Origin of the sequence: Paenibacillus sp. FSL R5-0407 (assembly GCF_038009185.1) — a bacterium.
GTDB lineage: Bacteria > Bacillota > Bacilli > Paenibacillales > Paenibacillaceae > Fontibacillus > Fontibacillus vini.
This window is the reverse complement of record NZ_JBBPAX010000002.1, coordinates 1,398,600-1,421,857: the sequence shown is the minus strand read 5'-3', so window position 1 is coordinate 1,421,857 and position 23,258 is coordinate 1,398,600. Positions and strand designations below refer to the sequence as shown.

General features: G+C 46.3%; 19 protein-coding genes. 11 read left to right on the top strand and 8 right to left on the bottom strand.

What is annotated here, in order from left to right:
* Positions 1–7 precede the first annotated feature (7 nt).
* The 6 genes from NYE70_RS25330 to bglX all read right to left on the bottom strand — a co-directional run bounded on the left by NYE70_RS25330 (position 8) and on the right by bglX (position 9,153).
* Positions 8–1,606, bottom strand: a complete 1,599-nt coding sequence (locus NYE70_RS25330; RefSeq protein WP_290408251.1) for a response regulator transcription factor — start codon at positions 1,604–1,606, stop codon at positions 8–10.
* Positions 1,603–3,363, bottom strand: a complete 1,761-nt coding sequence (locus NYE70_RS25325) for a sensor histidine kinase (RefSeq protein ID WP_341048851.1) — start codon at positions 3,361–3,363, stop codon at positions 1,603–1,605. The genes NYE70_RS25330 and NYE70_RS25325 overlap by 4 nt, the downstream gene beginning before the upstream one ends.
* An 88-nt stretch (positions 3,364–3,451) precedes the next feature.
* The gene (locus NYE70_RS25320) at positions 3,452–4,351 is read right to left on the bottom strand and encodes a carbohydrate ABC transporter permease (protein WP_290408253.1); all 900 of its coding nucleotides are present in this window, start codon (positions 4,349–4,351) and stop codon (positions 3,452–3,454) included.
* A gap of 16 nt (positions 4,352–4,367) precedes the next feature.
* The gene (locus NYE70_RS25315; protein ID WP_445323892.1) at positions 4,368–5,246 is read right to left on the bottom strand and encodes an ABC transporter permease; all 879 of its coding nucleotides are present in this window, start codon (positions 5,244–5,246) and stop codon (positions 4,368–4,370) included.
* Positions 5,247–5,349: 103 nt separating this feature from the next.
* Positions 5,350–6,843, bottom strand: a complete 1,494-nt coding sequence (locus tag NYE70_RS25310; protein WP_341048845.1) for an ABC transporter substrate-binding protein — start codon at positions 6,841–6,843, stop codon at positions 5,350–5,352.
* A 114-nt stretch (positions 6,844–6,957) separates the two neighbouring features.
* Positions 6,958–9,153: a beta-glucosidase BglX gene (gene bglX / locus NYE70_RS25305; protein WP_290408255.1), complete on the bottom strand. Its 2,196-nt coding sequence runs from the start codon at positions 9,151–9,153 to the stop codon at positions 6,958–6,960.
* Between the two features lie 139 nt (positions 9,154–9,292).
* On the opposite strand from bglX, the gene NYE70_RS26070 reads away from it, so the two are divergent.
* The 6 genes from NYE70_RS26070 (at position 9,293) to NYE70_RS25280 (ending at position 13,539) form a co-directional block, all read left to right on the top strand.
* Positions 9,293–9,454: a cold-inducible protein YdjO-related protein gene (locus NYE70_RS26070; RefSeq protein WP_354006029.1), complete on the top strand. Its 162-nt coding sequence runs from the start codon at positions 9,293–9,295 to the stop codon at positions 9,452–9,454.
* A gap of 152 nt (positions 9,455–9,606) precedes the next feature.
* The gene (locus NYE70_RS25300; RefSeq protein ID WP_290408256.1) at positions 9,607–10,164 is read left to right on the top strand and encodes a hypothetical protein; all 558 of its coding nucleotides are present in this window, start codon (positions 9,607–9,609) and stop codon (positions 10,162–10,164) included.
* Positions 10,165–10,539: 375 nt separating this feature from the next.
* Positions 10,540–10,956 carry a hypothetical protein gene (locus NYE70_RS25295; protein WP_211022450.1) on the top strand — a complete coding sequence of 139 codons (417 nt, stop codon included), beginning with the start codon at positions 10,540–10,542 and terminating at the stop codon, positions 10,954–10,956.
* On the top strand, positions 10,838–11,170 hold the full coding sequence (locus NYE70_RS25290; RefSeq protein WP_341048842.1) for a type II toxin-antitoxin system HicA family toxin: 333 nt from the start codon (positions 10,838–10,840) through the stop codon (positions 11,168–11,170). The genes NYE70_RS25295 and NYE70_RS25290 overlap by 119 nt, the downstream gene beginning before the upstream one ends.
* 83 nt (positions 11,171–11,253) lie before the next feature.
* The gene (locus tag NYE70_RS25285) at positions 11,254–11,541 is read left to right on the top strand and encodes a DUF6809 family protein (RefSeq protein WP_290408257.1); all 288 of its coding nucleotides are present in this window, start codon (positions 11,254–11,256) and stop codon (positions 11,539–11,541) included.
* A gap of 189 nt (positions 11,542–11,730) precedes the next feature.
* Positions 11,731–13,539 (top strand): sugar-binding protein, encoded by a 1,809-nt coding sequence (locus NYE70_RS25280; RefSeq protein WP_290408258.1) that lies wholly within the window; start codon positions 11,731–11,733, stop codon positions 13,537–13,539.
* Between the two features lie 76 nt (positions 13,540–13,615).
* On the opposite strand, the gene NYE70_RS25275 is transcribed toward NYE70_RS25280, so the two are convergent.
* Positions 13,616–14,014, bottom strand: a complete 399-nt coding sequence (locus NYE70_RS25275; RefSeq protein WP_213654340.1) for a hypothetical protein — start codon at positions 14,012–14,014, stop codon at positions 13,616–13,618.
* A gap of 292 nt (positions 14,015–14,306) precedes the next feature.
* On the opposite strand from NYE70_RS25275, the gene NYE70_RS25270 reads away from it, so the two are divergent.
* The 3 genes from NYE70_RS25270 (at position 14,307) to NYE70_RS25260 (ending at position 19,531) form a co-directional block, all read left to right on the top strand.
* Entirely contained in the window at positions 14,307–17,423 is a 3,117-nt protein-coding gene (locus NYE70_RS25270) for an S-layer homology domain-containing protein (RefSeq protein ID WP_290408259.1), read from the top strand.
* 275 nt (positions 17,424–17,698) lie between these two features.
* Entirely contained in the window at positions 17,699–18,817 is a 1,119-nt protein-coding gene (locus tag NYE70_RS25265; protein ID WP_290407275.1) for a response regulator, read from the top strand.
* A 150-nt stretch (positions 18,818–18,967) separates the two neighbouring features.
* On the top strand, positions 18,968–19,531 hold the full coding sequence (locus NYE70_RS25260) for a tyrosine-type recombinase/integrase (protein ID WP_211022443.1): 564 nt from the start codon (positions 18,968–18,970) through the stop codon (positions 19,529–19,531).
* A 98-nt stretch (positions 19,532–19,629) separates the two neighbouring features.
* Here the strand turns inward: NYE70_RS25260 and NYE70_RS25255 are convergent, their stop codons facing one another.
* The gene (locus NYE70_RS25255; RefSeq protein ID WP_211022442.1) at positions 19,630–20,313 is read right to left on the bottom strand and encodes a universal stress protein; all 684 of its coding nucleotides are present in this window, start codon (positions 20,311–20,313) and stop codon (positions 19,630–19,632) included.
* Positions 20,314–20,437: 124 nt separating this feature from the next.
* Between NYE70_RS25255 and NYE70_RS25250 the strand changes: the two genes are divergently transcribed.
* A complete protein-coding gene (locus tag NYE70_RS25250; protein ID WP_341048834.1) occupies positions 20,438–22,849 on the top strand; it encodes a Na+/H+ antiporter subunit A in 2,412 nt (803 codons plus the stop codon).
* Complete coding sequence (locus NYE70_RS25245) at positions 22,836–23,258, top strand: Na(+)/H(+) antiporter subunit B (protein WP_211022440.1); 423 nt, start codon at positions 22,836–22,838, stop codon at positions 23,256–23,258. Before NYE70_RS25250 ends, NYE70_RS25245 begins: the two co-directional genes overlap by 14 nt.

The window sequence follows — 23,258 nt, the reverse complement described above, 5'->3', positions numbered from 1 at the left end:
AAGAAGATTAGGATGAAGTTCTGAATTGCTTGCGATATTCATTCGGGGTGACCCCGGTAGCTTCGCGAAAGGTTTTCGTAAAGTAGGAGAAATTGCTGTAGCCCACATGCATGGAAATCGCATTAATCGGAAGAGAGCCATTACGCAGCAGTTCCTTTGCTGTCTCCAGCCGCTTATTCAGCAGATAGCTTCCGATGGAAAGGCCTACCTCGCGCTTGAATAGTCTCGAGATATAATCGGGATTTAAGAATACTATTTCCGCCAGATCGTTACGGGAGACCTCCTGATTAAAGTGTTGATCCAAATAATCGAGCAGCTTATCAATAACAGAGCGAGATTCTGCAAAAGCAGTATATTGTAATGCATATTTGATCAAATGTCGGACGTAGACTTTCATATTTTCGACTGATCGGATGGATCGCTCGTACAATTCATCGTGATTCCCCCGATTTGCGAATAACTTGTGGGCGAGAATCTCCTTCCGTTTCAATTCGGAGTAGACAAGCTGCGTCACATCCAGACGGAACAGCTTTAAAGTGTCTGCATTAATCTCATTATGAGCTGCCAGGTTGTCCAGATACAGCTCGGCGTTCTGCTCCAGAGCTTCTTTGTCCCCATTGGCCAAGAGACATTCCCAAACGTTCATGGATGGACTGTTGTAGGGAATATCCCGGTGCCGGTATTCGCACATCAGAAAGGTACAGTTCTTGCTGCTTACATTATCTGCGCTCATCGTTTGGAGACTCTTGATATTTGGATTGACCCCGGTTATATCGCTGACGTCTCCAATATTACAACGAACGTCCATCTTCAAATATCTATTCATCTTCTGGATATAATTTTCGCAGAGCGGCCGGACTTCCAGCGGGTTATTCAGTGGCCCTGAACATTTTAGAATGGTGACCCATACCTTTTCCTGCAGACGGATGACACTCTCAACGGTAAATAACGGGGACGCAAAGATCTCGGACACTGCGTTCTTTAAAGTGAATTCAAACAGTGAACCTCCCCAATGCTCGTAAATATCGTCCCTGTAAAATACATCAATCAATACGGGAATAAACGTGTCTTCTTCCCTGTAATTCAAATGTTCCTTCTCGATTCTCTCTTGTAGAGAGAGAGGGTTGGCAGCTATTTTATCGAGCAGAAGGCTCCACCAAAAATGTTCTACGATATGCTTCCGGTTGTTGAGCCAATAACGGCTGTTTTGTTCGTGTTCCTGCTCCTTAATTCTGGTGATAACGTTACGAATAGCCCTGTGAAGGGCTTCTTCCAGCAATGCGTAATCGACGGGTTTGAGTAAATATTCCAGGCTCTGTAATTGAATGGCCCGCTGGGCATAAGAAAAGTCGGCAAAGCTGGTCAAGAAGATGGTATCTATCTCTACTTGATGCTCCCGGGCCCATTCCAGCAAGTCCAACCCGCTTCCTTGGGGCATTTCAATATCGCAAATCATGACTTCAATAGGGACGCTCTCCAGCACAACCTTAGCCTGGCGGATATTATGAGCTGTATAAACGTTTTCGAAGCCCAGTCTCGGCCAATCCAGCGAATTCTGAATGCTTCTTACCATATAATCGTCATCATCCACAATTAAGATATTCATGCTCTCGGGTGCTCCTTTCTCTGCGGAATATGAATTTCAACTACCGCTCCCCGGATGGGGCCGTTATAAAAGGTAATCTGCACATCTTCTCCGTAAAAATAATCCAGTCTCTTCAGACAATTGGTTATGCCGATCCGTATGCCGTTCTCGTTCGGGGAGAGTTCTCCGCTCTCCAGTTGAGCCAATGTATCGGCATCGAAGCCCCGTCCGGTATCTGCGATAAAAATCGTCGCGTAGTCTCTGCCATCCCGTTCTTCCGGAAACACCGTGACGGAGATTTCAACCGGATCATCCAGGGATACCGTATGTTTGACCGCATTCTCCACGAAGGACTGAATAACCAGCGGGGGAATCTGACAATCCAACGTGTCCGGGTCCTGTTCCAAATAGTATGAGAACGCAGAACGATAACGCATCTTCTGAATGTCGAGATAGTTCTTAACATGATTCATCTCATCCTGAACATATACATAATCCAGCTTGCTCTTGAAGAGATACCTCAAATACTCTGATGTCGTCTTGGCCATCGTCTGGATATCGGGATACAGCTTCAGATCGGCCATGTGGTATATGAAATTCAGGCAGTTAAGAAAGAAATGCGGCTTGATCTGAAGTTGCATATAATCCATTTGGACCCGCTGTTTCTCCAGTTCTTTCTCATAAACTTCGATTTTCAAGGCTCTGACCCGTTCAGCCAGAAATGCGAAACGGGCGTTAGCGAGTTCCAGTTCAGTGATTCTGCTGGTTTCCGGTCCAAACTCATCTTCTTCCCATTTATCATTTTCTAGCAATTGAGTGAAGTGACGAATGGGATTTAGCACATTCTTTTTTAGATAGACGGCTACGATTCGCAGTGTGAGCAGCGTAATAAAGGTAAGCAGAAATAAGAGCAGTTGTATGATAACCGCCTTCTCAAACAGGCCGAAGTTGGATATATGGAGACGAATACGGAAAGGCGCGGAACTAAAGGGGCGGTCCAGAATCAGATTATTGGAGAGCAATCCTCTATCAAGCCCCCACAGATTCTCCAGCCATCCAGAACCGGACATTTTTGCTGAGGCGGGGATTCCCGTAAGAGGTTCATTGTCTTCGCCCACAAGCATCGCGTATCCTTCTTTTCCTAAGTCCAGCTGTTTTAAAGGCCGTAACAGGTCTTCCGCGCTAATCCAGCTCCCGATATATTTATTATTATACCGATACAGCTTGACCAGATAATTCTTTCCGTTGACAGCAATCCTGTTCCAGCTTTGGCTGGCGGAGCTTGCTTGAATTCGATCAGAGATGATCAGGGAGACGATCTTCTCTTGTACCTGTTTTCTCTCCTCATAGGAAAGGGTGCTGGTGCAGGGAACATAAGTTTCTTTATCCTCAAAGTAGAGAAAAAAATTGTAGTAATCGCCATATTCCAATAAATAATCGTTAAACTTTAGCTGGAGATCATGAATCGCAGAGTTAACCTCGATCTGGTCGGCGCTGTTTTCAATCGTTTCGATGAAAAGATTGGTATCCTTGTCCGTACCCTGACTCCCAAGGAGAATGTTCAGCATGCGGCGATTGATATTTGTAAAATTGTCGTTGATCCGGGAAGCGTACAAGCCGGTCATGTTGTCCAGATATTGCTTTGTATCCGACCTTATAAATGTAATGGTTACAAAGCTGACCGCTATGTTCAACAGCAGAACTGGAAACAGCAGCAGAACGACTAGCTTTGTCAACTGAGCAATAGATTTTCCTTTTCGTGGTTTACGATCCGTCATTGCTTTCACCCTTCCCCAAAACAGCTTAAACCAAATGCCTGGATAGGCATTTGGTTTAAGCATAAACTTAACTGGGAGTGAACATTATCTACTCCTTAACCGCACCAAGGGTGATCCCTTTTTCAAAGTACTTTTGCAAGAACGGAAACAGCACCAGGATAGGAATCATCGCTACGAATGCAATAGCCATACGTATGGATACCGACGGCATCTTGGCCGCCTGCGCGCCTCCGCCGCTGAATTGGGCATTAGCGAGATATTGAATATCCGTAATCAATTTGTTCAGGAAGTTTTGAATGGAATAGAGGTTCTCCCCTTTGGTTCCTGTTAAATAGTATAATCCATTTGTCCAGTCATTCCAGTACCCCAGTGCGGCGAAGAGACCCAATGTCACGAGGATCGGCTTCCCGAGGGGAATAATGATGGAGAAAAAGATACTAAACTGGCCAGCCCCGTCGATTTCAGCCGCTTCAATCAAGGCTTCGGGAATGCTTGTTCGGAAATAGGTCCGCATAAGCAGCACATTCATGGCACTGAGCAGCAGCGTAGGAATCAGCAAAGCAAATATCGTATTTTTAATGTGGAACGTATTTGCATACATCAGGTAAGTCGGAACAAGACCACCGTTGAACAGCATGGTGAAAATGACATAGAAAGAAAAGAATTTCTTGCCGGGAAGATCCCGACGCGACAGGGGATAAGCCAATAAAGCCGTAAGCAATAGGTTGACAAGGGTCCCCACAACGGTGATGAATAGCGTGATGCCGTAAGCACGCAGAATCTTATCGCCCTTCTGTGCAATATATTCATAAGCATACAAACTGAACTTTTGCGGAAATAAGGAATACCCGTGAACAATCAGAGAATTCTCTTCCGTGATCGAGGACATGAACACCAGAAGGAAAGGCAGCACGGAGATCAGAACGACCAGCATCATCACAATATGGGCAATCGTTTGAAATACACGATTCTCTCTCGTATTTAGCATAATTTATACCACCCCATCAGAACAGAGCACTATCTCTGTCAAGTTTTCGGACTACCCAGTTGCATCCTATAATCAGGAGAAATCCGATGACAGACTGATAGAAGCCTGCGGCGGAAGCCATCCCCGTATCCCCCAACTGCAAGAGTGCGCGATATACATACGTATCGATTGTGTTGGTGACACTGTACAGAATGCCCGAGTTCTGCGGCACCTGATAGAACAAGCTAAAGTCCGAAAAGAAAATGCGGCCGACATTCAGCAGTGTCAGCGTGATCACGCTCGGAAGCAGCATCGGCAGGGTAATAGTTCGGATTTGGACCCACTTTCCCGCGCCGTCGATATCCGCAGCTTCATATAGAGAGCGGTCGATGCCGATAATGCTGGCAAGGTAAATGAGGCAGCCGTAACCGACACCTTTCCATGTGTTTACAATAATTAGAATGTATGGCCAATACTTCGTTTCCGAATACCACGAAATCGGATCCTTACCTACCATCGGCAGAACCGTCTTGTTCATTAATCCGGTTTCCGGGCTGAGGATCGCATATACAATATAACTAACGATAACCATAGATATCAGAAAAGGAAGCAAGACTGCGCTTTGGTACAGCTTTTTCATATGCTTGTTCATCATCTCGCTGATGAAGATGGCGAAAATAATACCGACCACAATATTCACGATAATAAAAGCGATATTGTACAGAATAGTGTTTCGAGTGATCACAAAAGCATCCGGGGTAGTGAAAAGATATTTAAAATTATCGAATCCGACCCAGTCGCTGCCCCAGATCCCTTTGCGAAAATCCATTTTTTTAAAGGCAATGACTAAACCCGCCATCGGGATATAGTTATTAATGAAAAGATAGATCAGTCCTGGAGCCATCATAATAAACATAGGCGCCCATTTTCGTACTTTCACGGGAACTCCTCCTTATTCAGACAGTCGCCTCATGACCGGTTTCAACGGTTCTGAGGCGACTATGTTCTGACGATTGCGATTACGGCTGCTTTGTAGCAAGGAATTCATCTAGTTGTTTTTGTTGAGCCGCCGTAACTTTTTCGATTCCCGCTTTTTTCAGAGCTTCGACATATTTAGGCAAATATTCGTTAGGATCTACGGAACCCGATTCAAGGGAACGTGAGTATTGCTCAATCACATTGGATATCGCTGTAATTTCAGCTTCGTATCCTTTCGGATCAAACATAAAGCCGAAGGCTTTGGATTTAGGGGCCTTATCATTGAATTCCTTCATGCGGTCCCATACATCTGCAGGCTGACTGCCTTCCCATACGCTTGCAATAAACTGGTTGGGCAACTGCCAGCCCAGGTTAAGATGATACTCAGCATTGGAATCATTGACACCATCGGGATAACCGATCGTATTGTTCTCTTTATCGATGTAGACATAGTCGGTGCCTTCCATCCCCCAGTTGAGGAGGTTCATGACTTCCGGACTTCCATAAATGTAATCAAGAAGCTGCATGGCTTTGTCCGGATCTTTGGAATTTCGGGCAATGCCCAAGGTTACATAACCGGAAGAACCGGAATGCAGCACGTGCTCACGCAAGGGAGCAAAGACGACGTCATAATTGCCTTCCTTGTTCTGATAAGCCGGATGCCAGCCGACAATCGTCGAGAATGTGTTGCCCGCTTTCATGACGACGGAAGGCTCGTCCTGGGAAGTCGGGGCATCTTTATTGATATAGCCCTTCTTGTACCAGTCATGGAAAATATCCAGAGACGCTTTATACTGTTCCGTCGCAGGACGGATTTCTACCTTAGTGCTCTCCAAGCCGTCATTGGCCAATACGCCTCCGAAGCCGCCCAAGGAGTCAAAGCCGCCATACCGGGTGGCCGGCTGATTTACACCGCCTGCGCCGAACAGCATCGTCATATTCGGTTCTCCCGCCTTAACCTTTTTAAAGATCGGTTCCAGGTCTTCGAGAGATTTGATCTGAGTGATATCGATATCGTACTTTTCCACCAAATCTTTGCGCATTTCAATTGATGGCGTGCTGTCCCGCTCGATGTTAGTCGGAACCCCATAGACGAACCCGTTGATATTGGCAGACTTGGCTATTTCTTCTCCCAATGCTTCCTTGATGTTCTTGCCATACTTATCAATCAACGGTCCTAAATCCTCGATTTTACCGCTGGAGATGTAACCAGCCGCCTCACCCGATCCGAGCCGGAAAAGATCAAGAGGTTCCGTGCCCGTCAACATCAGTTGAATTTGCTGATCCGTAGAACCCCAAGGGAGGATCATCAATTCAAGCTCCATATTCAGATCCTTTTTGAGAATTTTATTGACCTCGGCCATTACTCTTTCTTGTCCGGGCTGTTGTTCCCCGGAGATGGCCATAACGACCTTGTGAGCAGTATCTTTTGCGCCTGTATTGTTGCTGGAAGCCTCCTTATTCCCGCCGCAACCCGTTAATGCCGTGAGAGTCAACATGGTAGAAAGGACCAATGCGCCTACTCTCTTTTTCATACGATCACCCCGTTAAGTAAGATTATGTTGTTTGGATAGCATCAGTATATCGATTCATGGGTTAGCGATTCTATAACTAAACTGACCTGTTTCTATCATGAAAGCTACCTGTCTTTAAATAAGATGAAATTCCGCTTCGAGCAGGTTCCGGTCGTCCGAATCTGTTCCCACATAGACGAGAAAGCGACCTTTCTCCGATTTGAAACAGCCTTCCAGATCGTAAAATCGCAGCTTCTCCTCCATGATCTCAAACGTCACCTGAACGGATTCTCCCGGTTGTAAGAAGACCTTTCGGAAGTCCTTTAATTCTTTGACCGGTCGCACGATACTGGCAGCCACATCCCGGATGTATAACTGAATCGTCTCCTCCCCGGCACGGCCCCCCGTATTGGCAACCGTCACAGATACTTTAAGCGAATCCTGGGCAGTGATCCGATTCCGATCGAGCTGAAGACCAGATACGTTAAAATTCGTATAAGACAATCCGTAACCGAAAGGGTACAACGGAGTGTTGGGCCCGTCCAGATAACTGCTCGTAAAAGGATTATCTACTCCTTGTACGAATGGTCTGCCCGTATTTAAGCTATTATAGTAAATCGGAATTTGCCCCGTGTGCCGAGGGAATGACATAGTCAGCTTGCCGCTCGGGTTATAAACTCCCGCCAGAACGTCCGCAATCGCATGTCCTGCCTGGGAGCCCAGGAACCAGGTTTCCAGAATAGCATCCATGTGCTGGTCGAACCAGTCTAACAACAGAGGACGGCCATTGGTAAGCAGGAGAACAACCGGCTTACGGGTTTGTCGAATGACTTCGGCAAGTCTCGACTGAACTTCGGGAATAACGATGTTCTGCCGGGAGGAGGCTTCTCCGCTCATCGTGCTGTCTTCGCCCAGAGCCAGAAGTACCACGTCAGCTTCCCTTGCAACCGCTAATGCCCGTTTCATTCCGCCCGGCAGTTCGTCATGAATAAGGGTGCCCGGTTCAACCAATACGTTATAGCCGGCTTGCTCCAACCCTTCCCGGACCGATACCGTATTCTCCCCATATTGGCTGAACTGCCAAGTTCCGAGCAGATCCTTGCTGTCGCCCAAAGGGCCGATGAGCGCAACTTTTTTATCTTTTTCCAGCGGCAGGACTCCCTTATTCTTCAGCAAGACAATGGACTTTCGGGCAAGTTCGCGGGATAATGCCAGATGATCCTCGCAATAAATAAGCTTCTCTGCGTCCTCTTGGCGAAAATGCCGGTAGGGATCCTTCATAAGACCCAACTGGAATTTCAAGGTTAAAATGCGACGTACCGCTGCATCAATCACGGCTTCCGCAACATCTCCCGAGCGAACGGCTTCGGGCAGACATTGATTAAAATGAGAGGTTGCCATCTCCACATCCAGTGTGGCATTAGCGGTGCGAATGGCCGCTTCGCGATTGTTCTCCGCAGCCCCGTGAGCAATCATCTCCTCAACCGCGGCATAATCGGAGATGACAATGCCCTCAAAGCCAAGCTCTTTGCGGAGCATGTCCTCCAGCAGCGCCCGGTTACCCGCGGCTGGAACTCCATTGACGACGTTGAATGCCGTCATTACCGAGGCGGCGCCAGCCTCTATGCCTGCCTTAAAGGGCGGCAAATACACATTTCGTAGCGTCGCTTCATCCATGCAGACGGTATTGTAATCCCTGCCGCCTTCCGCAGCGCCATATCCGATAAAATGCTTGAGACAAGCCGCCATGCTCCCTTCTTCATCCAATGCACTTCCTTGATAACCTTCCACTTGAGCTGTGGCAATCAAGGAGGCCAGGTAGGGATCTTCACCGGCGCCTTCCGCTACCCGGCCCCAGCGGGGATCGCGGCCGATATCCAGCATCGGGGAGTAAGCCAGCATCGTTCCAACCGCCGATGCTTCTCTGGCGGACGCTTGTACCGATTTCCGGATAAGATCTGGATCGAAGGAACACGACCAAGCCAGCGGAATGGGGAAGATGGTTTGGAAACCATGAATGACATCTTGACAGAACAATAGCGGAATACCGAGTCGGGATTCATCTACGGCGATCCGCTGGAGCTTCCGAGCCTCTTCGGCCGACATCCCCAGGTTGATCACCGAGCCAATCTTTCCTTGACGAATTTGTTTCGATAACGGGTCCGCCTCCACATGACCGCCGATGGCGTCCGTATTCAATCCCCCGGATTGAGTCATCTGCCCGATCTTTTCCTCTAGGGTCATGAGGCTTAACAAACGTTCTACAGCAGCAGGTATGTCATCTTCAGCAATATGGAAAGTGGAAGCACCTGCTCTATATTGATCTTCCATTATTATTTCCCCCCGTCTATTTTTCTATTTGGTCTCACTATAGAACGGAGAAGAGCTGCAATCTATAAGCAAACCGACTTGTTGATATAAGAAAAGCGAACAGAAAAGACTGATTTTGCAGTGGGATCACAAAGCCTAAATGATTTGCGAGTTATCCTGCTTAAATGATTCACGGAAAAGACAGCAGGTTGACCTTCCGAAGGAAATGACAGCGATATGGTCACGCACGAATAAAGAGTGCAACGCGTGGATGGAAGAGCAACTTCGTTTTTTGATTCAACCGATTACAGGCGGCGCATAGGGAAGATAAGGGGAATCGTTGGGATATATTGACAATCTCTTTTCTGCTCTTATGATTAAGAAAGGCTCATAAGACGAAGAAAGGGAGTGATTCAGTTCATTAATTTTTACAAGGGTGCTGTAAAACGCTACAGATTCCTAGTTGCAGGGTTTGTGGCAATATTGATACTGACGGCGCTAACTTCATGTACTTCTACTAAGCCGCATGATCTGTCGGGGGTCCCAGAAGAGATCCAGCTGTTGGATACGGATACGGGCCAAGTCTTTTACTTAGGGATGGAGAAGAGTCAGATCCACTCCAAGAAGCTGGTCAAGTCGGATGAATTCTCTGACAGGTCCGAATTTTTTGATACTTATCTCTATGAAGGCGTTAATATGTTGTTTTACAACGATAAGTTAATCTTCATGCAAGTGAAGGATACGTCTCCCAAGGGCCGGTTCAAGATGAGAGGGTTAGAACTCGGAAGCAGCGTGGACGAGATGAGGGAGGTTTACGGGAACGAAACTACGTATAGTCACTTTAGCAATAGCTACAGCTACATGATTTTGAATGAGGGCGAGTTTTATTATTTCAAATCCATAGCTGAATATATGGGTCAGGCTACGGCTGAATCATCGCTATACATTTTGAATTTCGTTATGGACGGGGATAACAGGATTGAAAGATTCAGTATTTTTAACGAAAAATTTGTGGATGTTGATTTACAATAAAAGTTCGTACTTATTGAATGACAGAAGGCAATTGCAATAATGAACTTCTCCCCGTCAAGTAGACAGTACCGTTATTACAATGTAAAGGGATGTGCATTTCTTTGTCACATAATCTGCATAATCTCTTAATGTTTGCTCGATTTATCCCTTCAAGAAATCATAACAAGGCACGGAGTCTTTTAGGTTAATGTTCTAAATTTTATCCATGAGGACGACAATGACTTCCGTTTAGTTCTAGAGGATTTAATGAATAAGACACTTTATTGGTGTCTTATTTATTATGGGGATTACTTTTTCGGGTTAATGAATAGAATAACAAGTACATAGTGTACATTATGTACATAATTATATAGAATGGAGGTGGGAGGGATGAACATGCAAACGATGCTGAATGCAACAGATGTTCGAGCTAATTTTGGCGGGTTCATAGATACGATTGTTCGGGAGAAGCCTCAGGCGATCAAAAGAAATCGAGATGTGATCATGGCCTTTTCGAAACAACAGCTTAGAGAATTGCTTTCGATATATGAACTGACGTTTGAGTATGAACAAGATGAAGATGGAAGATATGCTGGATCTATAGAGCAAATCGAGGATATTGTAGCAGATGGTGAGACTCTAGAGGAGCTTAGAAACGAATTGGCACGTCATTTGGTCGAGTATTCGATCGATTATGAAAATAATTATGCCCAATACTACAATACCCCCAACCGTCGTAAACATGCACCTTATGTGTTGCGTGTCTTGCTTGAGGACGATACGGATGCAGTTGCAAGGATGTTCCATGCCTAGTTGGAGCGATCTTGAGAATTTCTTACGGCGCGACGGTTGGGTGATGGTCCGGCAAACAGGCAGAGATAAATTGTACCAAAAGACTCTGCCTAATGGAGAAATCTTACGATCAGCAGTCTCGAAAGGAACAGGTGAGATCGGAAAAGGGTTATTCAACCGGATTTTAAAGCAGCAGTTACGAGTAGATAAAGAATATTTTAATTCGAAGAAATAAATATAGTTATCGCAATATACGCATCCGCGTACCACACCTTAATCCCACCTCTGCTACCATAAAATTAAAACGGAGGTGCTCCCATGCCCACCCTTCTAGAATCCCTATACTACGGAAAGCTAATCCCCAGTGAAACGACAGCCCCCCAAGACCCGGAATATCGCCAACTAAGCAGACAGATCTCTGAATCCATGGACATATGGAAAAGTAAGATCTCCGAAAAGGATTTCGAAGAGTTGGAGTCTTTGTTCGATTTATATCAGCAGCTTCAAGGAATGGAACTGGCGGCTTCTTTTGCACAAGGGTTCCGGTTAGGAGCGGGGCTGGTCTTTGAAGTATACTCAGAAGGTTCCAATCAAGTTTCCCGTTAAAATGTTCGAATTTTAAAAGGAAATGCATGTATTTTGAATGTAAAAAATAATTGCGCCCGCCTAAAATATGGGATGAATCAACAATTTACTTTAAGGAGGTTAATTATGAAAGCGCTTCTATAGGGGCGCTGGCGGAAGAGTCGTAAGAAACAGGGGTAAACAAAACTGGCATTGGGAGGAGATATTTTGATGAAGCAAAGAAAAAGAATGTTCCTGCAATCGATGTTGATGTTGTTGGTTTTTGTATCCATGGTTTTTACGAATGTTTCCGGCGCGGGGGCCGAAGCTTCTGCAGCTGGAGGTCCAGGGAAGCCTGTGCCGCCGGGTAAGAATGGTCTGGATTCCCAAGGCAGAATGGTGGCGAATTTCGGATCGCCCGTGATTGACGGCAATGTGGATAAGGTATGGAGCAAAGCCCAAGCGGTTTCACCTCCACATGGTTCGGAGAAGGCTGAGGCCACAGCTACTTTTAAAGCTTTATGGGATGATCGTGCCCTGTACATTTTGGCAGAGGTTAAGGATAAGCACTTATCCGTCAAATCCGGGACTCCTTACATGCAAGACTCTGTGGAGCTGTTTCTTGACGAGAACAATGACAAGACACAGGAATATGGCCTGGACGATTTGCACTTTCGCGTAAACTACGAGAATGCCCAATCCGTGGATAACGGAAATAGCGAACGGTTTTACACGGCCGCCAAGAAGGTGGATGGAGGTTATGTCATCGAGTCCAGAATTGCCTTCAAGACAAAGCCGGAAGACGGAAAGGTGCTCGGCATCGAATTACAGATCAATGATGCAAAGGAATCGGAACGGATCGGTACCCTGAATCTGTTTGATTCGACGGGCAGCGCGTGGAACGATACGAGGAAATTCGGAGAAATCGTGCTTTCGGGTAAAAGCAAGGGATCCGTCAACGGAGTAAGTCCCTATGACCTCCTGATTTTGATCAAGAGCACGCTCAAGATGGATTTCACGCTCTATAAGAATCCAGGCGTAGTTACGGACGCCCTGATGAACGTGATTGCTTCCAATGTGCTTAACGACAAACAAGCCACCCAACAACAAATTGATGAACAAGTTGCGGTGATTAAGAATGCGATAGGCAAATTGGAAATGACGGAAGAAGCGGCCAATGAGAAGTATTTCAAGGCGGTTCCTGACGAATATCGGATGGAGAGCAACCGGCCGGGGACCATCGAGACTTTAACCTACAAAGCACCTAATTTAACGAACGGGATGGACGATAAGAAGCTGCATGTTTATCTCCCGAATGGATATGATCCATCCGATACGAATAAGAAATATAACGTGCTTTACTTAATGCATGGCGGCGGGGAAAATGAAGATCTTATCTTCGGGGGACCCGGCCAGAGCAAAGAACTGAAGAAAATCCTGGACAATATGATTGCCAAAGGTGACATTGAGCCGCTCATCGTGGTCACACCAACCACCTATGGAGGGAAAAATGATCCCGCCTTGTTCCATGAGGAATTGATCAATAATATTGTTCCGTTGGTAGAAACCAAATATCACACCTATGCGAAATCCGCTAGCTTGGATGATTTAAAGGCTTCCCGGGCGCATCGGGCGTTCGGCGGATTCTCCATGGGTTCTGTCACGACCTGGTATACTTTCATCCATAACCTCGACTATTTCAAGTACTACATGCCATTAAGCGGTGACAGCTGGGTATTAGGTCAGGGCGGCGGAGCAAGCAAGGCTAAGGAAACGGCGGAATATCTTGCGAAAGTCGCTAAAGATGCGGGTTATAAGCCGCAGGATTACTACATTTTCAGCGCTACTGGTAACCTAGATATTGCGTATCCAAACCTGAAGCCGCAGATCGAGGCCATGAAGCAGCTGACGGATTCCTTCATTTATTCGTCGGATACGAAGAAAGGGAACTTCTACTTCATCGTGGGCGAAGGCGGGACGCATGCTTGGAACTGGGTGAACCAGTATATTTACGACATCTTGCCGGACCTGTTCCAATAGGCTTAACCGACAAGTTGTGATAGCAAACCAAAGGCCTCTTGTCTCTAACAGGGACAAGGGGCCTGTTTGCACGTAATCATAATTTAAGCGCAGACGTTTTTTCGTTATCTTTCAATGCTCTTTCTTTTATCTCCTGAATTTGCTGCTCCGTTAGCTGCTGAGAATGCAGGATCGCTTCAAGCTGTTTCTCTACGTTCTTTAATTGAATCTGCGTTTCCTGGTGGGTTTTATTCGTTGCTTTTTGGGCTTTGGTGTTGTCCACCAGTACGCAAATGGTAACGCCGGCACTGAAAATCGTAAGGCCTCTGGCTAGCTGATCTACATTCAACTGGTTGAGTGACATCAGGCAATCGGCAACCCCGGCCCCGATGAGAATTCCCCCAATAATCATCACCGTATTCAGAACCCACTTATGTTCTTTTATCGTGCTTATATCCGGTTTGGTGTTTACCACTTTTGATAGTATGCGCTTCATGTATTCTTCCCCTCATTCATTGAACGGTATAAAAAATCACATCAGATTATACTATAAATCCTCTTCTATTATTTAACAACGAGAGTGTAAGATCGGCCGGATTCTTCATCGATCGCTAACAAGCTGCGTTTGAGAGTTTTTTGAGAGATTTCTTTGATAGCATTAAAATTGAGACTTTTAAAATACAGTTAATTGGAGGGTGTTGTCCGCATAGATCGTTACTTCTTAAGAGATAAAGGAATGGGTCGTTAGTTAGTAACTAGTAATTTACTGAACAAGATGGGAGAGTCAGATGAAGAAAAAAATCTTATCATTGGCTGTGGCTCTTATGTTAACAGTCACGAATTTGCCGATGGCGAATGCTTTATCGTCGGTAGCAGAGGTTTATTATAATGTCGGAACGAGCGTTCACGCGAATAGCGATTTTGAAAGCAAATTGAATGATGCTATTAAAGCTAAATTGCAAGCGGCAGGGATTAATCCTAAATATGCAACGATCATGGATGCCAGTGCAAATCCGGCAACGGTAACGGATACGACTTATGTCCATGCCGGTTATGACAGCTGGTATGGGGGAATGTATAACATTACTCCAGAGGTTGAGACTGTCGATTACAATCATGTTCAAATTTCCAATAACGGTAAAGCATTAACTTTCTATGGTTATACCGAACCTGGATATAAGGATTTCATGTTGACAGAAGGAAGTCCTGAAGGCAAGAAGATCATTACGTTTGATATGGACGAATCCAAGGTGAACTATCACAGCATGGAAGGCGGCGGCTTTCTTTTCAATTCAAAGATTGATAGTGATGGGAAACTGAGCGGTTACGCAATTCTATATGTTGCGGGTAACGTCAATGTCTATAAGATTAATGGCATCGACGCAAATGCCCTGCACAATGAGGCTTATAATGAATTAAGCGGGATGAACGACATTACCCTGGTCCAAAATTTTTCAAAGGGAGAGTCGTCTCAGCACAGTATTAAAATTGTAGCCACAGATACGCAATTAAATATGTGGGATAATGGCGATCAAATCATCAAGGATTTAGCTCTTACCAGCGGATTTGGCGGTAATGAATTCGGCCCGATCGTCAGCCATATTGGACATGGTTGCCAGATCATTTCCATCTTTGCTTATGACAATATGAAGTTGTTCTCAACTTCGCCTAAAGATGTAAATGTTGCGGTAGAGGACATCGTATGGGATCCCTATTCCCCTTATCGCTATGTCGTGAATATCAATGACGACCCTCGTGAGGATTTGGGCGAAGATACGAATGGCCCCGGTCTGCGGGACGTACTCATTAGAGACAACGTTCAATATGTTGGGGTAACGGATGTGACTTATAAGGACATTGAGGATGAGTTTATCCAAGGCCTTCCGCATGGCGGACTGCACCTCGATTCCGATAAATCCGAGGATGAAATTATTGAAGAAATTGCTAAGCGCGTAGCTGATGAAATCATCTCAAAGAAAGATGCCATTGAGGAGATTGAGCGAACAGAGGAAGAGACGGTTATCGAGTACGGTCCTAACGATTCGAAAAATGGGGTTAAAGATAATCTTACTCTGTTGCCAGACGATGAAGACGTCGTGTGGTATTCCGATGATACATCGACCATTGCTCCTGACGGAACCGTGACGAGACCTGTTATCGATCAAAAGGGGAAATACGTGAACTTGACAGCCAAGATCACAAAAGGCGGGCTTAACAGCGAGAAGACCTTTACGGTGTACGTTCTTGCGGCTGATCCCGGCAAATTAACCAGCCTCTCGGCTACGCCAGGAAATGGAGAAGTTACTCTGAAATTCCCTCCATTGAAGGGTGCTGCGGACGGAGATATTGTGGTTGAGATGTCTACGGACGGAAAAGAATTCGCTCCGGTCACTCCGAAGGAGACATTAAATGCAAGCTCCACAAGCGCTACAGTAACAGGCTTGACGAATGGGAAGACCTATCATTTCCGTTTAAATGTTAAATCCGGATTTTATCTTGGGGAATCCAACGTGGCTACCGCTACGCCAACTGCACCACCGGTAACTACGCCTCCTGTAACAACTCCTTCGGCTCCTGCACCTTCGACGCCTCCGGCAGCGCAGCCGACGATGAAGACGGATGTCGTTGTTTCAGACCAAGCCAATGGGGGCAAAGTCGTTCAAGACAAAATTACGAAGTTAATTGGGGACAGTCTTAAGGTAACGGGGAAAATTAAATCGGCAAACGGTAAAGAACTGAATCTGCCGAATATTGTAATGAATCAAGATGGAAGCTTTACGCTTCCGAAAGTGGCGCCTGGCGAATATAAATTGTCGCTGAACGTGATCGCGCCTAACGGGGAGAAGCTGGCAGGGCCTGCGGGCACGCTGGTGGTGGATAGCAAAGGTAATGCCAGCTTGAAGGTCGATTTGGTTGACCCTTATGGAACGATTCTCGATTCGGTAACGAATCAGCCGGTATCGGGAGTGAATATGCATTTGTATTGGGCCGATACGGAACTGAACCGGGCCAAGGGCAGAAAGCCTGGAACTGTTGTTAATTTGCCGGAGCTCCCTGATTTCTCGCCGAACAAGAACCACAATCCGCAAGCTAGCACAGACGAAGGCCAATACGGCTGGATGGTTTACGCGGACGGCGATTATTACTTCTTAGGTGAGAAGAACGGATACATTGTATTCGACAGCCGTAACGATAAGCGTGAAGAGAGCTTTGGGGACGACAGTTATGTTAAAGACGGAATCATCCATGTCGGCGATACGATCGTGAAATTCAGCTTCTCCGCACAACCGAAAGTGAAAGCGGCAGGCGATCATAGTGCGTATATGGTCGGATATCCTGACGGCACTTTCAAAGCGGATCGTGGTATTGTCCGGGCAGAGGTCGCGGCGATCTTGTCCCGGTTGTATACTCCTGAAGCGAAATCCACTAAGGTTTCTTATTCGGATGTAAGCGCAAATTATTGGGCCGTAAATGCGATCACGACGGCTACCAGCAACAAATGGATGGTCGGTTCCGGCAAGAACACGTTCAAGCCGAAGCAAGAGATTACCCGGGCGGAATTCGCGCAAATTCTTATGAATTTGTACAAATGGGATGCTGCAAGCGAAAGCACCTACTCCGACATCAAGGGACATTGGGCTGAACAAGCTATTGCATCGGCCGAGAAACAAGGTCTGCTGTTCGACTTCACGGGCCAAAAGTTTAATCCGAACCAACCGATTACGAGATTGGAAGTTGTACGGATCTTTAACGAGCTGCTGGGTCGTAAACCATGGCTTATCAAAGTAGATCCGAAATGGTCCGATGTTTCGGTGAATCACAGTAACTATTCGGATATCATGGAAGCTTCAATTCCGCATGCATTCGAGCAATTTGAGACTGGGGTCGAAGACTGGAAGAAGTGAGACCGATTTAAACGAAAAGCCCGCTCCTGGAGCGGGCTTTTCTTGCTGTATAAGGTTCTTTCCGAGTTTCACTATACCTTAGCGGAGACATGTCATGCTATAATTGAAATTGTAATATTTTGTCGATTTTAGTTGAATAGATTGTGATTTGTGTGAGTAAAATGGGGAACGGTTCGAACATAGAGAGTAGCAGGGAGGAATGAACGAGTGTCCTATTTTGATTTAAGGCTTCCAGGCACAGCGATTCAATTTCATCAGGAGCTACGTGATGCAACATGCTGAGGGTTATATTGCTGGATGATGAAAGACCCGCGTTGAAGGTGTTGAGTAAATTAATCGAGGAACATCATGCTGTACAGGTGGTCGGAACATACACAGACCCATTGGAAATGTTTAACGAGGTAAGCAGGCTGATGCCCGATCTCGTCTTTCTGGATATTGAGATGCCGGAGATGAACGGGTTGCAAATGGCTGCCCGATTGCGGGAGCTGCGCGAGGATATCGAGATTATTTTTGTTACCGCCTATCCTCAGTATGCCTTGGATGCTTTCCGCGTAAGCGCGATTGACTACTTGGTAAAGCCGGTGGAGCCGGATATGCTGCATCGTACGCTAGAGAGAGTATTGAAGAGAAAAGGAACATCAACACCTCCTGCAGCGACTGAAACGGAACCCCGGATTGTTTGCTTTGGAGGGTTTGAAATATACGAAGGGGAACAGACGGAGCCCGTTCGTTTTCCTACCGTTAAGGCGGAAGAGCTGTTTGCCTATTTCCTGATCCACCGGAATACGATGATTTCCAAATGGACGTTGTGCGACAGTCTATGGCCGGAGGTTGCATCTACGGATAAGGTCGAGCATAAATTGCATGTGAACATGCATCGGATGAAGAAAACACTGCGAGACAGCGGAATCAAAGTGCGTATGTCCTCCCAGAAGGGATTCTACCGAATGGATTGCGATGAGATTTGCGATTACGTATTGTTTGAGCAAGCAGTGACCAATATGGCGGATGTAAAAAAAGAGACTACCGAAGCCTTAACCACAGCGTTTGATTTGTATAAAGGTCCGCTCTTCGCAAATAGGGACTACGCCTGGTGCGAGGCGGAACGTGAGAGAATGTCCCGATATTTTGCCGGCCTCGCCAAGGAAATAGCCAAACGGCATTTGGAAAACGATCAACACCGGCAGTCGGCCGAAGTCCTTCTTACTTTGCTCAGCCATGTCCCTTTGGATGAAGAGGCGCATGAACTCCTTTTACGGACATATAAGATTTTACAAGATCGAACAGCGTTCCTATTCCATTATGAAAAGATGGAGAAAGCATTTATGGAGGAGCTGGGGGCAGAGCCTCCGGAATTTTTAAAACAGATGCACGCCGATATATATTCATAGTCGTATCTTCCTTAATTAAGGCACCCAAAGGGTGCCGTTTTTATTTTTTTTAGGGATATTTCCTGCTCATTTTCATTCAATTCTCATTTGTGATGTTACTTAATATATGTTAAGCTACAATTAAGTAACATCAATTCGGAGGGGTTATCGGTGCAATATGTGAATCCGATTCGAGACATGCAGACCATTCAAGCGATGAAGGAGGAGCTGAGAAAGCACTCCATCAGGGATTTGCTGCTGTTTGTACTTGGTATTAATACGGGTTTAAATCTTGTGGATATGCTGAATCTTACGGTACAGGAAGTATGGGATGGTCAGAGCCCGAGACAGTTTTTGTTTATTAAGGACGAGAAGACAGGGGAGGAGAAGGCCTATTACTTAAACAGCAAGATCGGGGATGTTTTAAATGAGTACTTGTCCGGTAAGGATTGGAACGAGGATGATTATTTGTTTAAATCCAAGAAGGATGGAGGCCCGATTACCCGCCAGCAGGCCTACCGGATTATTAATCATTCCGCAAGGGAGATTGGGATCTCGGAGAATATCGGGACGCATACGCTGAGGAAGACGTTCGGTTACCATGCGTACCATCGGGGTATTGCCATTTCCATCATCAAATCGATTTTGAATCATCATTCTACGGCAGAGACGCTGAAGTACTTAGGCGTGAATAAAAGCGAAGGCCTGCCTATCAAAGTGGATGTGGACTTATAAATCGAATTGTCAAATCCGCCAATAAAAATAAGAAACTCCCCACATCAATATGTAGAGAGCATTGGATAACAGGTACGGAATAGACCTCTAATTTTATTTTAATTATCTGCGTCGTTCAGGTTCATTGTTGTTTGAATATCTACATTCTTCAATTCCGTAACAACCCCATCTATAACAAGAACCTGCAGCGTTTCCGCGTCTTTCATAAAGCGAAAGATACCATTATCGAAGTCCGTATCGGCTTCTTTGAAGAAAATACCTTCATATAGAGTATCTTTATCATGGTTAAAGCTAATCTGATACTGGTCTCCGTCCTGAACTAAATAGGCGCGAACGCCCTTTTCATACAGTCCTTCTTCATCCCGGATATGACGGGCGACGGAAACGATGTGCAAGTCGACAAAGGGGATGTCACGCACCAACGAATTGATAATCGACCCCTTCGTAATTTGTTCCCATCGGCTATGCGCCGTCTGGCCCAAAATAATTTGCGTAACCTGATGTTCTCTGGCTACTTCGGCAATGACCTTGGACACGGGACGGTGTTCGTTATCCTTCATTATGAATTGAGCCGTAGGGTGGGAATGGGCGAACTCTTTCCATTTCTCGATATAAAAAGTTTTCTCGGCATCCAATTCATCAAACGGCTTCGGATCAATGGTCAAAACATAGAGCGGAGCCTGGAGCATATTGGCGATTTTGCAGCCGCGCTTGAGTAATCTTTCTCCGTTCGGCCCATAATAAACGCAGACAAGTATGCTCTCATTGAACAGATTATCCATTTTAAATCATTCACCTCAAGGTTAATAATGGAGCTTATTTAAACTATGTAAGACTATAGTAGAAGTCACCTCAAGAGTCAAACGGTATTTAAGAGGATTTGATTGGTTAGCGAGGAGGAGTGCGGTGAATACATTATATCTCTTTATTTTTCTGCCGTTTATCTTTGCGTGTATAGTTCCCTTTTTGTATAAATATTTGAACCGCCAGGTTCATACGGGCTGGTTCGTGCTAGTCGTCCCATTATCTATCCTGATCTATTTGCTGCGATTTATACCCGCTGTTTCATCCGGAGAGACTTTTGAATATACGTTCTCCTGGATTCCGTCTTTCGGTATTCATATCACGTCCTATGTCGACGGTCTTGGCCTGCTGTTCGGTCTGCTGATTTCAGGCGTCGGAGCTCTGGTCATACTTTATTCTATTTTTTATATGTCCAAGGTACGGGAAGCGCTCCATAACTTCTATATTTACCTGCTGATGTTTATGGGAGCCATGCTGGGATTGGTGTTCTCGGATCACTTGTTGGCCTTTTACGGGTTCTGGGAGCTGACGAGCGTATCTTCCTTCTTGTTAATTTCCTATTGGTACGAGCGGAAAAGCTCCAGGCAAGGCGCTATGAAATCTATGCTGATTACGGTGTTTGGCGGTTTCGGTCTGCTGGCCGGCTTCATTATGCTGATCATGATGGCGGACACGTATAGCATTCGGGAATTGATTGCGAATATGGAGGTTATCCAGGGACATTCGCTGTTTATTCCTGCCATGCTATGCATCCTGTTAGGGGCCTTTACGAAGTCGGCGCAATTTCCGTTCAGCATTTGGCTGCCGGACGCGATGGAGGCGCCAACTCCTGTAAGCAGTTATCTCCACTCGGCCACGATGGTTAAAGCCGGCATTTATTTGGTAGCAAGAATGACGCCCGTCTTCGGCGGCAGCCCGGTCTGGTTCTGGTTAGTATCCGGCGTCGGGATCATTACGCTGCTATATGGTTCATTGACCGCCTTGCGGCAGACGGATTTGAAGCCGCTCTTGGCCTATTCGACCATTAGCCAGCTAGGCTTAATCATGAGCCTGCTCGGGATCGGTTCCCTGGCCGTCTATTTCGGCCCCGGCGAGAGCGGAACCGTGTTTACCGTAGCTACGTTTGCGGCTCTCTTCCATTTGTTTAATCATTCTACCTTTAAAGGAAGTCTGTTTATGGTGGTCGGCATCATCGACCATGAGACAGGCCGGCGGGATATTCGCTATTTAGGCGGATTGATGCATGTGATGCCGATCACGTTCACGATTGCGCTGGTCGGAGGCCTGTCCATGGCCGGGTTACCGCCGTTCAACGGCTTTCTCAGTAAGGAAATGTTCTTTGCGGCGGTGCTCGATGTATCCAAAGCAGGCGTATTCGGCCTGAATAGCATAGGTACGCTCTTCCCGATCATTGCCTGGGTTGCCAGCATTCTTACCTTTGTGTATTGCATGATCTTCGTGTTTAAAACCTTCGGGGGAAAATATCACCCTGAACGCCTGAACCGCAAGGTGCATGAGGCGCCGATCGGCATGCTGATCGCTCCGATTGTGCTTGGCCTGCTTGTCTTGCTGATCTTCTTCTTCCCGAATGTGCTGGGCAAATATATCCTTACCCCGGCATTAAGCGCAGTTCTGCCTATGATGACCGTCTCTTCTTACGATCTGAAGATCAGCGCTTGGCATGGCGTGAACTATGAGCTGCTCATGACGATCGGCGTGATTCTCCTCGGGGGCCTGCTCTATATGGCCAAGAAGCGTTGGCTCCCTGCGGCCCGTAAATTCCCGCAGAACCTGACGCTAAATCACTTTTTCAATGAAGGATTATCGGGTGCCGAGCGATGGTCGGCTTCGTTGACCAACCGGTATATGACGGGTTCGCTGCGACACTACTTGCTCTATATTTTCGTATTCTTCGTCCTGTTATTGATGGGCTCGCTCTTATGGTTCTATGGGCTCCGTTTCGATTTCTCCAATAATGCGATGATTAGTGTGTTTGATGCCGGGCTGGTGATCTGTATGATCATCTCCGCATTAACGGTGCTATTAGCAGGTAATCGAATCGTAGCCATTGTTGCCCTTGGGGCGTTAGGCTATATGGTTTCCATGTTCTTTGTGATCTTCCGGGCTCCGGATCTGGCATTGACCCAGATGGTTGTAGAGACGGTGACCACGGTACTGTTCTTGCTGTGCTTCTATCACTTGCCGAAGCTGAAGAAAAGCATGGAACGCCTTTCGTTTAAATGGACGAATTTATTCATCTCGATCGCGGTCGGCCTGACGGTAACCGTTCTGGGATTGTCCGCGAATGGTCATAAGTTATTCGAGCCGATCACCTCGTTTTTTGAAAATTCATACAAGCTGGCCGGCGCCAAAAATATAGTAAACGCAATCCTGGTCGATTTCCGCGGCTTCGATACGATGCTGGAAATATCGGTATTAGCGATTGCCGGACTGGGCGTATACGTATTGATTCGTCAACGTTCTAAAAGGGGGAAAGAACATGAAGCAGAATGATGTCATCTTGCAAAGTGTAACCCGGGTAGCCGTTGTGATCATTTTGACCTTCTCGTTCTATCTATTCATGAACGGCCATCATCATCCCGGCGGGGGCTTCATTGGCGGGCTGAGCACGGCAGCGGCGATTGTTCTTCTATATCTTTCTTTTGGCATCGATAAGGTCAGGGAGAATATCCGGATGGATTTCAAGAAACTCGCTGCCATCGGCGTGCTGATTGCCATCGGGACAGGGATGACGTCCGTCATCTTCGGTAAGCCTTTTTTGACCCAGGCGTTCGACTATTTCAATTTGCCGATTTTCGGAAAGACTGAGCTTGCGTCCGCCTTGATCTTTGATACAGGGGTTGCCTTGGCGGTTATAGGCACTGCGGTCAATATTATTCTGAGCATAAGTGAGGACCGCTAA

Excerpts from the sequence above, each read along its gene's own strand:
- NYE70_RS25310 (WP_341048845.1), bottom strand. The coding sequence starts at position 6,843 with ATGAAAAAGAGAGTAGGCGCATTGGTCCTTTCTACCATGTTGACTCTC.
- NYE70_RS25290 (WP_341048842.1), top strand. The coding sequence starts at position 10,838 with ATGAAAATAATTATGCCCAATACTACAATACCCCCAACCGTCGTAAAC.
- NYE70_RS25245 (WP_211022440.1), top strand. The coding sequence starts at position 22,836 with ATGAAGCAGAATGATGTCATCTTGCAAAGTGTAACCCGGGTAGCCGTT.
- NYE70_RS25270 (WP_290408259.1), top strand. The coding sequence starts at position 14,307 with ATGAAGAAAAAAATCTTATCATTGGCTGTGGCTCTTATGTTAACAGTC.
- bglX (WP_290408255.1), bottom strand. The coding sequence starts at position 9,153 with ATGGAAGATCAATATAGAGCAGGTGCTTCCACTTTCCATATTGCTGAA.
- NYE70_RS25295 (WP_211022450.1), top strand. The coding sequence starts at position 10,540 with ATGCAAACGATGCTGAATGCAACAGATGTTCGAGCTAATTTTGGCGGG.
- NYE70_RS26070 (WP_354006029.1), top strand. The coding sequence starts at position 9,293 with ATGATTTGCGAGTTATCCTGCTTAAATGATTCACGGAAAAGACAGCAG.
- NYE70_RS25255 (WP_211022442.1), bottom strand. The coding sequence starts at position 20,313 with ATGGATAATCTGTTCAATGAGAGCATACTTGTCTGCGTTTATTATGGG.
- NYE70_RS25275 (WP_213654340.1), bottom strand. The coding sequence starts at position 14,014 with ATGAAGCGCATACTATCAAAAGTGGTAAACACCAAACCGGATATAAGC.
- NYE70_RS25325 (WP_341048851.1), bottom strand. The coding sequence starts at position 3,363 with ATGACGGATCGTAAACCACGAAAAGGAAAATCTATTGCTCAGTTGACA.
- NYE70_RS25280 (WP_290408258.1), top strand. The coding sequence starts at position 11,731 with ATGAAGCAAAGAAAAAGAATGTTCCTGCAATCGATGTTGATGTTGTTG.
- NYE70_RS25285 (WP_290408257.1), top strand. The coding sequence starts at position 11,254 with ATGCCCACCCTTCTAGAATCCCTATACTACGGAAAGCTAATCCCCAGT.
- NYE70_RS25315 (WP_445323892.1), bottom strand. The coding sequence starts at position 5,246 with ATGTTTATTATGATGGCTCCAGGACTGATCTATCTTTTCATTAATAAC.
- NYE70_RS25265 (WP_290407275.1), top strand. The coding sequence starts at position 17,699 with ATGCTGAGGGTTATATTGCTGGATGATGAAAGACCCGCGTTGAAGGTG.
- NYE70_RS25330 (WP_290408251.1), bottom strand. The coding sequence starts at position 1,606 with ATGAATATCTTAATTGTGGATGATGACGATTATATGGTAAGAAGCATT.
- NYE70_RS25320 (WP_290408253.1), bottom strand. The coding sequence starts at position 4,351 with ATGCTAAATACGAGAGAGAATCGTGTATTTCAAACGATTGCCCATATT.